Source organism: Dyella sp. OK004 (assembly GCF_900114495.1).
In the GTDB taxonomy this organism is placed as follows: Bacteria; Pseudomonadota; Gammaproteobacteria; order Xanthomonadales; family Rhodanobacteraceae; genus Dyella_D.
Genome location: NZ_FOZI01000004.1, coordinates 395,218 through 408,379 on the forward strand (window position 1 = coordinate 395,218; position 13,162 = coordinate 408,379).

Annotated in this window: 14 protein-coding genes; all 14 read right to left on the minus strand. The window is 65.2% G+C overall.

Features of this window, described 5'->3' with window-relative positions; translation table 11 throughout:
* Window positions 1-33 precede the first annotated feature (33 nt).
* Window positions 34-1,644: a bifunctional phosphoribosylaminoimidazolecarboxamide formyltransferase/IMP cyclohydrolase gene (gene purH / locus BM338_RS17860; protein ID WP_090453273.1), complete on the minus strand. Its 1,611-nt coding sequence runs from the start codon at window positions 1,642-1,644 to the stop codon at window positions 34-36.
* A 58-nt stretch (window positions 1,645-1,702) separates the two neighbouring features.
* The gene (locus tag BM338_RS17865; protein WP_090453287.1) at window positions 1,703-2,161 is read right to left on the minus strand and encodes a GNAT family N-acetyltransferase; all 459 of its coding nucleotides are present in this window, start codon (window positions 2,159-2,161) and stop codon (window positions 1,703-1,705) included.
* A gap of 63 nt (window positions 2,162-2,224) precedes the next feature.
* Entirely contained in the window at window positions 2,225-2,512 is a 288-nt protein-coding gene (locus BM338_RS17870) for a helix-turn-helix domain-containing protein (protein ID WP_090453289.1), read from the minus strand.
* 170 nt (window positions 2,513-2,682) lie between these two features.
* On the minus strand, window positions 2,683-3,480 hold the full coding sequence (locus BM338_RS17875; RefSeq protein WP_090453291.1) for a zinc-ribbon and DUF3426 domain-containing protein: 798 nt from the start codon (window positions 3,478-3,480) through the stop codon (window positions 2,683-2,685).
* A gap of 104 nt (window positions 3,481-3,584) precedes the next feature.
* Window positions 3,585-4,481, minus strand: a complete 897-nt coding sequence (prmA, locus tag BM338_RS17880) for a 50S ribosomal protein L11 methyltransferase (RefSeq protein ID WP_090453293.1) — start codon at window positions 4,479-4,481, stop codon at window positions 3,585-3,587.
* A gap of 53 nt (window positions 4,482-4,534) precedes the next feature.
* Entirely contained in the window at window positions 4,535-4,939 is a 405-nt protein-coding gene (locus tag BM338_RS17885) for a hypothetical protein (RefSeq protein WP_090453295.1), read from the minus strand.
* A 6-nt stretch (window positions 4,940-4,945) separates the two neighbouring features.
* Entirely contained in the window at window positions 4,946-6,310 is a 1,365-nt protein-coding gene (accC, locus tag BM338_RS17890) for an acetyl-CoA carboxylase biotin carboxylase subunit (RefSeq protein ID WP_090453528.1), read from the minus strand.
* Between the two features lie 19 nt (window positions 6,311-6,329).
* The gene (gene accB, locus BM338_RS17895) at window positions 6,330-6,779 is read right to left on the minus strand and encodes an acetyl-CoA carboxylase biotin carboxyl carrier protein (protein WP_090453297.1); all 450 of its coding nucleotides are present in this window, start codon (window positions 6,777-6,779) and stop codon (window positions 6,330-6,332) included.
* Between the two features lie 67 nt (window positions 6,780-6,846).
* Window positions 6,847-7,308, minus strand: coding sequence for a type II 3-dehydroquinate dehydratase (gene aroQ / locus BM338_RS17900; protein WP_090453299.1), 462 nt, complete (start codon window positions 7,306-7,308; stop codon window positions 6,847-6,849).
* A gap of 151 nt (window positions 7,309-7,459) precedes the next feature.
* Window positions 7,460-8,011 carry a TlpA family protein disulfide reductase gene (locus BM338_RS17905; RefSeq protein ID WP_343124166.1) on the minus strand — a complete coding sequence of 184 codons (552 nt, stop codon included), beginning with the start codon at window positions 8,009-8,011 and terminating at the stop codon, window positions 7,460-7,462.
* 151 nt (window positions 8,012-8,162) lie between these two features.
* A complete protein-coding gene (locus tag BM338_RS17910; protein ID WP_090453301.1) occupies window positions 8,163-10,367 on the minus strand; it encodes a protein-disulfide reductase DsbD family protein in 2,205 nt (734 codons plus the stop codon).
* Between the two features lie 91 nt (window positions 10,368-10,458).
* Entirely contained in the window at window positions 10,459-11,370 is a 912-nt protein-coding gene (locus BM338_RS17915) for a DMT family transporter (protein ID WP_090453303.1), read from the minus strand.
* 96 nt (window positions 11,371-11,466) lie between these two features.
* A complete protein-coding gene (locus tag BM338_RS17920) occupies window positions 11,467-12,168 on the minus strand; it encodes a glutathione S-transferase N-terminal domain-containing protein (protein ID WP_090453532.1) in 702 nt (233 codons plus the stop codon).
* The gene (locus BM338_RS17925) at window positions 12,168-13,085 is read right to left on the minus strand and encodes a haloalkane dehalogenase (protein WP_090453305.1); all 918 of its coding nucleotides are present in this window, start codon (window positions 13,083-13,085) and stop codon (window positions 12,168-12,170) included. Before BM338_RS17925 ends, BM338_RS17920 begins: the two co-directional genes overlap by 1 nt.
* Between the last annotated feature and the right edge of the window lie 77 nt (window positions 13,086-13,162).

A 13,162-nucleotide genomic window follows, 5' to 3' on the forward strand; every position in this document is an offset into this window, starting at 1 on the left:
TCGGCCTTTTGTCGTAACGCGGTACGGGTTCCGTCAGTGGCGGAAGTGGCGCATGCCGGTGAAGACCATCGCCATGTCGTGCTCGTCGGCAGCGGCGATCACTTCGGCGTCGCGCATCGAGCCACCAGGCTGGATCACTGCACGGATGCCCGCGGCGGCGGCGGCATCGATGCCGTCGCGGAACGGGAAGAACGCGTCGGAAGCCATCACCGAGCCGCGCACTTCCAGCTTCTCGTCAGCCGCCTTGATGCCGGCGATGCGCGCGCTGTAGACGCGGCTCATCTGGCCGGCACCGATGCCGATGGTCTGGCGGTCGCGGGCGTAGACGATGGCATTGCTCTTGACGTATTTTGCTACCTTCCAAGCAAAGATCAGGTCGTGGACTTCGGCTTCGGTCGGCGCACGGCGGGTGACGATCTTCAGATCCTCCGCCGTGACCATGCCGCGGTCGGCGCTTTGGATCAGCAGACCGGAGCCTACACGGCGACAGTCGTTGCCCGGATGCGCATCGATCAACAAGCTATCGGCCGGCAGCGGGATTTCCAGCACGCGCACATTGCCCTTCTTGGCGAAGGCCTTGAGCGCATCTTCGGCATAGGCCGGCGCCAGCACCACTTCAACGAACTGGCGCTCGACGATGGCGCGTGCGGTGGCGCCGTCAACCTCGCGGTTGAACGCGATGATGCCGCCGAAGGCCGAGGTGGGATCGGTCTGGTAGGCCAGGTCGTAAGCGCGGCCGATGCCTTCGAGGCTCACCGCCACGCCGCAGGGATTGGCGTGCTTGACGATGACGCAGGCCGGCTTGGTGAAGCTGCGCACGCATTCCCACGCGGCGTCGGAGTCGGCGATGTTGTTGAACGACAGCTCCTTGCCCTGCAGCTGGCGGAAAGTGGCGAGCGTGCCGGGCGCGGGATACAGGTCGCGATAGAACGCGGCGTGCTGGTGCGGGTTCTCGCCGTAGCGCAGATCCATCAGCTTCACGAAGCGGCCGTTGGCCTGGGCGGGGAAGCGATCGTGGCCGGCGATGGCGTCCTGCGTGTCGTTGAGTTGCAGGCCGGAGAGATAGTCGCTGATCGCGCCGTCGTAGTTGGACACGCGATTGAATGCGGCCACCGCCAGCTTGAAACGCGTACCTCGGGTCAGCCCGCCTTGTTGTTCGATTTCGGCGATGGCTTCTTCGTACTGGTCGGGCGAGGTGAGCACACCGACGTCGTTCCAGTTCTTCGCTGCGGAGCGCAGCATCGCCGGGCCGCCGATATCGATGTTCTCGATGGCCTGCTCCAGCGTGCAATCCGCGCGCGCCACGGTGGCTTCAAACGGATACAGGTTGAGCACCAGCAGGTCGATCGGCGCGATGCCGAGCTCGCCCATCACGGCGTCGTCAGTGCCGCGACGGCCAAGCAGTCCGCCGTGCACTTTCGGATGCAGTGTCTTGACGCGGCCGTCCATGATTTCAGGAAAGCCGGTGACATCGCTCACGTCTTTGACGGGGACCCCGGCATCGCGCAGCGCCTTGGCACTGCCGCCCGTGGAAAGCAGCTCCACACCCTTGGCGGCCAGCCGGCGGGCCAGGTCGATCAGGCCAGTTTTGTCGGAGACACTGAGCAAGGCACGGCGGACCGGTGCCGGAGTAGCTGCGGACATGACGCGGGTTCCTGCGGGAAAGCTCGCGATTATAAGCCCTGCGCGGGCTGGGGGCGTTTTAGCGGCGCAGAACCAGATGCAGCAAGGGGAAGGGACGCCCGCTGGGGTCCAGCTCGGAGCGCCCGATCTGCACGAAGCCGTAGTGTTGGTAAAAGCGTGTCGCCTCAGGGTTCTGCTCGTTCACATCGACCTTCCAGGCAACGCTGGGAGCAGTAGCGATGACGTGGTCGAGCAGGCGTCGGCCGATGCCACGGCGATGTTGGTCAGGCGCGATGAACAGGGCCTCGATGTGATGACCCGAGATGCCGATGAAGCCAACGACGTGCTCATCCTCCTCCGCGACCCAGACGTTTAGCAGTCCAAATGCCGAAGGCAGGCAATCGCGGAAGAACAGGATGTCTTCTTCGGCGAGAAAATGATGAGTAGCGCGTACGGCAGCCTCCCAGACGCGGATCAGATCAGCGTGGTCGGACGAGGCGGCGGATCGAAGCGAGACGGACGGTGCGAGGGCGCTCATGAGACATCCTTGTACGTGCAGATGCCGGACGCCCTCTCTACCGGCTTTGCGGTATGCCTTTGCTCAGAGCAGGCCGTGCGCGGCCAGCTTCTTGCGCAAGGTGGCGCGGTTGATGCCGAGCACAGCCGCGGCGCGGCTCTGGTTGCCGTCGTGCCAGGCCAGCACTTCGCGCAGCAGCGGGCCTTCGACTTCGCGAATGACCAGCGCGTGCAAGCCTTCGTCACACTCGGTATCGCCGATGTCGGCGAGATAGCGGCGGACGGTGCGGCTGACGCATTCGCTCAACGCGCTCTGCGACGAGGTCTCTTTCGCGGCCTCGGAAGCAGGCAGTCTGACGGCGTTCACAGGCATTTCCCTCACGTTCTACGCAGCGGCTGCATGGGTCGCTGCATGTTGCTTTGGCTGATACCGCGGGCGGCGGCTCGCATGGAACGCCGGGTGCAGCAGGACGAAGGAGTGAGTTTACCCTTGCGTAGGAAGAATTTTAAGTACTGTGTTTCTTAGTCGGTTAGGACCGGCGGTCATTCGAAGCTGAACTCGAAGGCCACGGCCTTGTTGCCCGGGTCCTCCACTTCCAGCACCACGGCGGTGCTGACGCCGGCTGGAAGTCCGCGTTGCAGCGCGGTCGTATCGCCCAGGTATTCGCTGGGGCGCAGGCGGCGCATAGCTACATGCTTGCCGTCGACATCGGAGAGGGTGATGACAACGACCGGCCAGGGCTGGTCGAAGTCGGCATCGTTGCGCACGGTGGCACTGATCAGCAGTGCGCCGGGAACCGATGGGTGTGCCTGCACATCGCGCGCCAGCAGACGCAGATGCTGCGTGTCCTGCACCAATGGCAAACGACAGCCAAGGTTGTTACAGGCCTGGCGCAACAACGTGCCTGCGGTCGGGTCGGCGACCAGCGCATCGCGTTTGGCCCATGCGAGCTGGGCACACAGCAAGAGCAGCAGGATCAGGCAGGCCAGCACCCACGGCCAGCGTCGTGCCCGGTTTTGGTGCGCGGGTCGTGCGAAGCGCGGCGAAAACACCAGGTGGGAAAAATCTTCGCTTTCCGTGGCGGGTGAGGCCGCCGTGTCCGCTGCGAACGTACTTTCTTGCCGCGGCCGATACACCGCCGACTCCACCTGCGGTGGCAGGCCTGACGACTTACGCTCCGGCAACTGCTGGAATGGCTCGGGCGGCAGCTGGCTGCTCAGGCTGGCAAGCGCATCGAATTCGGTCTGGCAGTGTCCGCACACGACCTGGCCGCGCGCCTGCGCAAGCGTCTCCGCGTCCATCGAGAACACGGTCAGGCAGTCGGGACATTGGGCGTACATGCGGCAAGTAGAGTCGGTCGCGGTGCGACCTGTAAAGAGTAAGCGGGGAAATACGCGCCGAAGTGGAACAGCGTCGTGCTTTCGTATGCGTGTTGTGTCGCCGCTCAGCGACGCCTGCCGCTGATGCGCACCCAGTCCTCGCGCGTGTCGACACGCAGATCCTCGAACCACTCCGCGTAGCGATGCAGCAGTTCGTCTTCTTGACCCTTGAGGATGCCGGAGATTGCAAATGGCGCGCCGGATTTCGCGGCCGCCGCGAAGGTGGGGGCCAATTCGCCCAGCGGGCCGGCCAGAATGTTGGCGATGAAGACTTCGGCGGGCTCGGCGTCGAGATCGTCGGGCAGGAACAAGGCCAACCGGTCGGCGACTTCGTTGCGTTCGGCGTTGTCGGCCGAGGCGGTGAGCGCCTGCGGGTCATTGTCCACGCCAATCGTGCTTGCTGCACCGAGCTTTAGCGCGGCGATGGCCAAGATGCCGGAACCACAGCCGTAATCGATCAGCGTCTTGCCCGCGAGCTCCTGGCCATCCAGCCATTCCAGGCATAGCGCGGTGGTGGGATGCGTGCCGCTGCCGAAGGCCAGGCCCGGGTCGAGGCGCACGACGACGCTGTTGTCATCTTCTGGTGGCTCGATGTTCCACGGATAGATCCACAGGCGACGGCCGAAGGCCATCGGCTTGAACTGGTCCATCCACGCGCGCTCCCAATCTTCGTCGGCCACGTCGCGATAGAGCATCTGGTCCGGCTCCAGCCATGGCAGCAGCTCGCTCAGGGCTTCGCTCAGGCCGCGCCGGTCGGTGTCGGCATCAAACAATGCGTTGAGCGTGATGGTGGGCCACAGCGGCAACTCGCCCACGCCCGGCTCAAAGATGGCCTGTTCGTCCGGCGTCTCCGCATCCGCGTCCTGCAGGGTGATCGACAGCGCGCCGAGGTCGTCGAGCGCTTCTTCCACGCGCGGCTGCTGCTCGGCGCGGACGGTGAGGGAGAGTTCGAGCCAGGGCATCGGTTCGGTGTTCCGCAGGAAGGTGGTGATGGTCGTTGATCGCCGGGACGCGATCAGTTGATCGGCGTTGAGCCTAGAAAGACATCGTGCCGATCGTAGTGATCGAGCGCGATGGCGAAATCGGCCACATCGGAAAGCGGCTGTTGCTGTCTCTGCATGCGCAGCACGTCGGCGAAGGCCGTGGCCTCGAGGTAGTGATGCAGCCGATGCTCGGCGGCGAACAGCGGCAGTGCCTCGCCATCCTGATCGACCAGCAGATCTTCCTCGTCGGCTGCGCTGGAGAGGTAGAGCCGGCACGACGGCTGGGTGATAACGCCATGGATGTAGACCCAGCTGTAGCGATCCCAGCCGTCGCCTTCGTCGCAAGCTGCGGTGATGGCCTCGATGGCTTCGTGCAGGGTCAGTAGTTCGGACATATCGCAATGCCGCATCGGCGCGCCGTCGAAACGGCGCGCCATGATGGCTTAGTGCGCGGGCGGGTGCTCTTTCTGCTCAGCCATGCGCTTTTCCAGGTAGTGGATGTTCTGTCCACCGTGCTGGAAGCCGACGTCGGCCATGATGCGCTGCTGCAGCGGGATGTTGCACTTCACGCCTTCGATCACCGTTTCGGCGAGCGCCAGGCGCATGCGCGCGATGGCGGTTTCGCGATCCGGGCCGTGCACGATCAGCTTGCCGATCATCGAATCGTAGTTCGGCGGAATCTTGTAGCCGTCGTACAGATGCGTATCCACGCGTACGCCGGGACCACCCGGGGCCTCGAAGCGTTTCACCGTGCCGGGGCTGGGCAGGAAGCTGTCCGGATCCTCGGCGTTGATGCGGCACTCGATGGCGTGGCCGCGCAGCACGATGTCTTCCTGCTTGATCGACAGCTTCTCGCCACCGGCGATCAGCAACTGCTCGCGCACCAGGTCGATGCCGGTGATCAGCTCGGTGACCGGATGCTCCACCTGGATGCGGGTGTTCATCTCGATGAAGTAGAAGTGGCCGTTCTCGAACAGGAATTCGAACGTACCGGCGCCGCGATAGCCAATGCGCAGGCAGGCATCGACGCAGACTTTGCCGATCTCCGCGCGCAACTCAGGCGTGATGCCCGGCGCCGGCGCTTCTTCCACCACTTTCTGATGACGGCGCTGCATGGAGCAGTCGCGTTCGCCGAGATGAATGGCGTTGCCCTGGCCGTCGGCGAGCACCTGGATTTCCACGTGACGCGGATTTTCCAGGAATTTCTCCATGTACACCTGATCATTGCCGAAGGCCGCCTTGGCCTCCTGCTTGGTCATGGTGATGGCATTGCCCAGATGCGCTTCGGTGCGCACTACGCGCATGCCGCGTCCGCCGCCGCCGCCCGCCGCCTTGATGATCACCGGGTAGCCGATCTCGCGGGCGATGCGGATGTTTTCATCCACGTTGTCGCCCAGCGGGCCGCCGGAGCCGGGCACGCAAGGCACGCCCGCGGCCTTCATGGCGCGGATCGCTTCCACCTTGTCGCCCATCAGGCGGATTACATCGGCGGTGGGGCCGATGAAGATGAAACCGCTCTGCTCCACCTGTTCGGCGAAGTCGGCGCGCTCGGAAAGGAAGCCGTAACCCGGATGGATCGCCTGGGCGTCGGTGATCTCCGCCGCTGCGATGATGCGCGGGATATTGAGGTAGCTATCGACCGACGGCGCCGGGCCGATGCAGATCGCTTCGTCGGCCAAGCCGACATGTTTGAGGTTACGGTCCGCGGTGGAGTGCACCGCCACGGTCTTGATGCCAAGACTGTGGCAGGCGCGCAGCACGCGCAGGGCGATTTCGCCGCGGTTGGCGATGACTATTTTTTCGAGCATGGGCATGGTCGCGGGCCGCTCAGGCGATCACGAACATCGGCTGGTCAAACTCCACCGGCTGGCCGTTGTCGATCAGGATGGCCTGCACCGTGCCGGCAACATCGGCCTCAATCTGGTTGAACATTTTCATCGCCTCGATGATGCCCAGCGTCTCGCCGGCCTTGACCTGCTGACCGACCTTGACGAAAGCCGGGGCGCCCGGGCTGGCCGAGGCGTAATAGGTACCGACCATCGGTGCTTTGACCACGTGGCCAGCCGGCAATGCGTTGGCGGCCGGAGCGGCCTCCACGGCGGCGGCTACAGGTGCAGCCACCGGTGCTGGCGCGACGACGGGCGCGGCGGCGAGGGTGACGCCGCCCTTGGGCACGCGCGACAGGCGGACGACCTCTTCGCCTTCCTTGATCTCGAGTTCCGCGAGGTTGGATTCCTCAAGCAGGTCGATCAGCTTCTTGATCTTGCGCAGGTCCATCGTTCAAACCTTTTCGTTGTTGCCGCGATGGCGGCAGGAAGGGAAAGTCGGGGCCGCAGGGCCAGAATCAGGGGGCGATGCCCGGAGCGGGCCGGTCCAGGCGGCTGATCGCCGCCTCCAGCGCCAGCCGGTAACTGTCCGCGCCGAAGCCGCAGATCACGCCTACAGCGATATCCGCCAGATAGGAGTGGCGGCGGAACGGCTCACGCGCATGCACGTTGGACAGGTGCACCTCGACAAAGGGAATCGCCACCGCTGCCAGCGCGTCGCGCAGGGCGATGCTGGTGTGGGTGAAGGCGCCCGGGTTGAAGAGGATCAGCGCGGTCTGCTCATCACGCGCTTGATGGATACGCCCGATCAGCTCGTGCTCGGCATTGGACTGGAACCAGACCAGCTCGTGGCCGGCGGCCTGGGCGCGCGCGGCGAGGGCGGTGTTGATATCGGCGAGCGTGGTGCGGCCGTAAATGTCCGGTTCGCGCACGCCCAGCAGATTGAGGTTGGGTCCGTGCAGGACCAGGATCTTCGCCACGCCGATACCTTCATCGCGGCCGGGGTGCCCCGGCGACCGGCGGCAGTGTGCGCGCTGTCGGGAATGTTGTCCAGTTCGGCGCAGTTCGGCGATGTTTGAAGGAGAAGTGAGCGTTAAACCGTGCGGCGCCGTATGTCTGGGCCAGCCCGCGTCAGCGCGAGCCCGGTGGCGCCAGCCATTGTTCCAGCGTAGCCGCGTCCAGCGCGCCGCGCCGGGTTGCCAGCACGCGGCCTTCCGCATCCAGCAGCACGCTGTAAGGCAGCACCTCGCTGGTGTCGCCCAGACGCAGGGAGGTGCTGGGGCTGTCCAGTCGACCGATCAGGATGGGATAGCTCACCGGGTGGGAGGTTAGGAAGGGGCGCACGTGGCCGGGATCTTCCATCGCAACGCCGACGACGATCACGTCCTTTTCGCCGAACTTGGCCTGCGCACGGGCCAGGGCTGGCATCTCGTCCAGGCAGGGGCCGCACCAGCTTGCCCAGAAGTTGAGCAGCACGCGCCGGCTGCGGTATTCCGACAGGCGGTGCTCCTTGCCATCGAGATCAAGCAGGGCGAGGTCGGGGCGCAGATCGCCGACGTTCGCGACATGCACGCCTACCGGGACTTTGGCGAGCCGGCTCTGGTGCTGCAGCCAGCCGCCAACGCCGGCGACCAGCACGGCAACGGCGAGGATGGTCCAGTTGGCGCGGCTCAGCATGGCCATTGGCTCCTCCCCCTGCTTGCAGGGGGAGGCTGGGAGGGGGTGAGCTCTTGCGATGAGCGCCACGATAGGTGAGGGGCTTGACCCCACCCCAGCCCTCCCCTGCTGCACGCAGGGGAGGGAGTTGGCTGTTGCGGGCTCGTGCAGTGATTCCTCACCGCGCGGCCTCGGTCAGCGCCTGCTCCACCAGCGAGGATGTCAGCACCGTGGGCAGCTGACGACCTTCCTCGCCGTTCTTCGGGAACACCACATAAAGCGGTACGCCGGGTGTGTGGTACTGCTGCAGGAAGGCCGTGATGGCGGGGTCTTCGTTGGTCCAGTCGCCTTTCATGTACACAGCGCCGGTCTGCTTGAGCAGAGCGCGAAAAGCGTCGGTGCTGAGCACGGTGTGCTCATTAGCCTTGCAGGTGATGCACCAGTCGGCGGTCATATCGACGAACACCGGCGTGCCAGCCTTGCGCAGCTCGGCCAGTTTTTCCGGGGTGAACGCCACTACGCCTTCGGTCGAGGCGGTGGCGCTGGCGACCGCGGCCGGCATCTTCGCCAGGTAATACAGCGGAGCGAGCGCCAGCAGCGCCAGCACCAACACCAGGCCGCGTGCGAAGCCGCCGCGAGAGCGGCTGCGCTCGAACCACCACAGCGTCATCGCCACCATCACCGCGGCCACCAGCAGCAAACCCACCGCATCGGCACCGCGTTGGTTGGCCAGCACCCAGGCCAGCCACGCCGCCGCCAGATACATCGGGAAGGCCAGCACCTGTTTGAGCGTTTCCATCCAGGCTCCGGGGCGCGGCAGCAGGCGCGCCAGCGCCGGGACGAAACCCACTGCAAGGAACGGCAGCGCCAGGCCCAGGCCCAGTGCAACGAAGACCAGCAGCGCATGCAGGGTCGGCGCGGCAAAGGCGTAGGCCAGCGCCGTGCCCATGAACGGCGCGGTGCACGGACTCGCCACCACCACCGCCAGCACGCCAGTGAAGAAGTCGCCGGCAAGACCCGAACGATTGGCCAGCGCGCTGCCGGTATTGCCCAGCGAAGCGCCGAACTGCACCACGCCCGACATCGACAGCGCGACCGCCAGCATGATCAGCGACAGTACGGCCACCACTATCGGTTTCTGCAGCTGGGTGCCCCACGCCGCCTTCAACGAGATGATCAGCAGGCCCAGCGCGACGAAGCTCAGCAGCACACCTGCGGTATAGGCCAGGGCGTGATTGCGGCGGCGCGTGGGATTCTCGCCGCTCTCGATCAGCCCGACCGCCTTGATCGACAGTACCGGCAGCACGCACGGCATCAGGTTGAGTACGAGGCCGCCGCCCAGCGCGAGCAGCAGCGCGGACCACAGCGTGGCACCGAGTGCGTTCTTTGCATTGGCCGGAGGCATTTCAGGTGCCGGACCCGCCACAGCTTCGCCGGTCGCGGTACCGCCACCGACAAGGTCGATGTTCACCGCGCGGGTCATCAGCGGATAGCACACGCCACCGTCCTGACAACCCTGGTAGCTCGCTTCCAGTTCGACCTGCTTGCGCTGCCCGACATCACCATCGATGGCAACCGGCAGCTCGACCTGGTCGAAGTAGACGGTGACGTTGCCGAAATGCGGATCCTGCTTGGCTACGCCTTCCGGCCACTGCGGCTTGCCGAGGGTCAGGCCTTCAGCGTTCTTCAGGTGCAGCGCAGTCTGGTCGCGATAGAGGTAGTAGCCCTTGGGCATGGTCCAGCGCAGCAGCAGCTGATTCGGCGAGCGGGCAAGCGCTTCAAAGCGGAACGCCTGCTCGGCGGGCAGCGGCACCGCATCCATGCCAGCGCTGGATGCGCCAGGTGATGACTGGCCACTGAGCTGGTTGAGCGCGGCGCCCAGGGTCTGCGGTGTTTCGGTGGCAGCCGTGGGCGCACCGGCCGGCAACGGCAGGTCGAGCTGCTCGGTATGCGGCGGGTAGCAGATCTTCGGCTCGACCTCGTGGCAGCCCTGATAGCGCACCGCCAGCTTCAGCCGCTGCGTGCCCGGCGCCACGGTATAGGGTAGGGTGGCGTCGACGCCGTGGTGATAGGTCTCCACGTCACCGAGATATTCGTCGTGATGCTTCTCGCCGTCGGGCAACTGCGCTTCGCCGAGTGTTACGCCCTCACCGGCCTTGAAGTTCATGCGGCCGCGGTAGAGGTAGTAGTCGGGTGCGATGGTCCAGTGCAGCTTCAACACGCCCGGCGTGGAGGTGTCGGTGCTGAGTTTGTACGCTTCGGTGACCGGCAGCAGGCCATCGTCGCCATCCGCATTCTGGGCAAATGCAGTGGCGCTGCCCAGCAGCAGGCCGAGCAAGGTCAGCAGCAACACGGCCCAGTGGGCAGGTGAGTTCAAACGCATGACAACTCCAGCATGGGGGCTCACGCCGCGGCGCGAGCATCATCAAGGGATTATGGCGCAGCTTGGGCAGGCGTCTGCGTCGAACAGGCTCTTAAGCCTGTTCGAAGGCCGCCGCTTCGGGGTTACCTGTGGGCTTGCGCGGGCGGATCAGCCCGGTGGTCAGCGCCACACCGAGCAGGATCACTGCGCAGCCGCCGGCCATGGCGAGCGTCACCGACTCGTGCAGGAAGAGCAGCCCCCACAGCACGCCGAACACCGGGATCAGGTACAGCACGGCTAGGGTCTGCGTTGAGCCGATGCGCGCCATCAGCCGGTAGAACAGCACGTAGGCCAGCGAGGTGCAGGCTGCGGCGAGTCCAAACATGGCGAGCCACGCCGGCACGCCCGGCATCTTTGCCGGCCACAGCCACACCGTGAAGGGCAGCAGCGCCGCGGCGGCCACGATCTGGCTGCCGACCGCCACCGTCAGCGGCGATACGGTGCGTACCCGCCGCTGGCTGTAGTGCGCGCCGAAGGTGTAGCAGACATTGGCGCCGACACAGGCGGCCAGCGCCCAGCCGGTCCCGCTGCCACCGCCGAAGCCGGCGCTGCCGGCGATCAGCCAGACCACGCCGGTCAGGCCGATCACCAGTCCGCTGGCGCGTGTGGCGTTGAGCTTCTCGCCCAGCCACAACCAGCCGGAGGCTGCCACCAGCAGGGGAGCAATGGCATCAGAGATCGCCGAGACGCCGGCCGGCAGGCTTTGCGCCGCGTACGAAAACAACGCGAACGGCAACGCCGAGTTGGCAAGGCCGACGATGGTGATGGAGCGCCAATGCTTGCGCATCTCTGCCAGCCGTTCGCGCGAAGCCAGCAACGGCAGGAAGCAGATCGCCGCGCCGATCGCGCGCATGCCGGCCAGCGCCATACTGCCGAACTGATCGGCACCCATGCGCATGAACAGGAACGACGCGCCCCACAAAGCACCCAGCAACAACAGCGCGGCGATGTCGGATTTCTTCACGGCGATGGACTCATGATGGCGATGGACTCATGGAAGATGGCGATGACGCTAAAACAAGGCAGTACCAGAACCTGTCAGTAGTCGTGCTGGCGATGCTCAGGAAGCAGCAGGACTTGCGCTCTGGCCGAACAGCACCTGTCGCTCTTCATCGGAAAGACTCTGCTTGGGCGCATACGCGTTCTCCACGCCCTCATAGGTGCGCTGCGTGGCGGGACGTGCCGACATCGCCACGAACCAGCGCTCCAAGTGCGGGAAGTCGGACAGCGTCTGGCCATGCGCCTGGTGCGGCACGATCCAGGGGTAGCAGGCGATGTCGGCGATCGAGAATTCGCCCGCGATGAACTCGCGATCCGCCAGCTGCCGGTCGAGCACGCCGTACAAGCGACTGGTTTCGCGGGTATAGCGGTCGATCGCGTAGGGCACTTTCTCCGGCGCGTAGACGTTGAAGTGACCGATCTGGCCAGCCATCGGTCCGAGTCCGGCCATCTGCCAGAACAACCACTGCAGCACTTCGGTGCGACCGTGAATCTCGGTCGGAATCAAGCGGCCGATCTTCTCCGCCAGATAAAGCAGGATCGCGCCGGACTCGAACATCACCACCGGCGCGCCGCCGCCAACAGGCGCGTGGTCGACAATGGCCGGAATCTTGTTGTTCGGCGAGATGGCGAGGAATTCCGGGTTGAACTGCTCGCCCTTGCTCAGGCTGACCAGGAACACGCGGTACGGCAGCTGCGCTTCTTCAAGGAAAAGTTTGGCTTTGAGGCCGTTGGGTGTGGCGGCGAAATACAGGTCGATCATCATGCAGCTCCCATCATGGCGGTGTTCGAGGCGGCGCGAACCCCGGCGACGAACTGCCGCAGGGCCAGGCCTATTTCGAAGGGCGCATCTTCCTGGATGTAATGGATGCCGGGAACCGTGACTTCATGCTGATTCGGCCAAGTGCGACAGAACGCACGGGCGCGGCCGGTAAGGACGGCGCCTGGCTCCGCCGAGATAAACAGTTTTGGCAGCGATGACTGCGCCATCCATTGGCCGTACTGCTCGACGGCGGTCACCACGTCGGCCGGCTCGCCCTCGATCGGCAACTCGCGCGGCCAGACCAGCGTAGGCAGGCGCGACTCGGACGTGGCGAATGGCGCGCGATAGGCCGCCATGTCCTCGCCGTGCATCGGGCGCAGGATGCTCTTGGGCAGTACCGTTTCGATGAAGAAGTTCTGTTCCATCACCATTGCATCGCCCGCGGTCGAGCGCAGAGCGCGGAACATAAGATCGCGGCCGGCTGGGAAATCGCTCCAGAGGCGAGGCTGCACGATCGCTTCCATATAGGCGATGGCCTGGATCTGTTGCGGGAAGCGGCGGGTGCGGTGGAAGCCCAGCGCAGAGCCCCAGTCGTGCAATACCAGCACCACGTTGCTCTGCAGTCCCAGCGCGTCGAACCAGGCATCCAGGTAGCTCGAATGATCGGCGAAACGGTAGCTGCCTGTCGGCGACGGCACGGAACGGCCCATGCCGACCAGGTCCGGTGCCAGGCAGCGCCCCAGGCCGGAGAGGGCGGGAATGATGTTCCGCCACAGGTAGGACGAGGTGGGGTTGCCGTGCAGGAACACGATGGGGTCGCCCCGGCCTACGTCGACGTAGCTGATTTCGCTGTCCAGCACGCGCACGCGGCGGCGCGGATGGGGATCGTGGCTCGGGATGCTGGCTGGCTGTGGCATGGCGCGGGACTCGTTCCGTTTGGAATGCGCACAGCCTAGGTATCGCGATGGTCTGGCAAAAGAACCACAATAGGGTA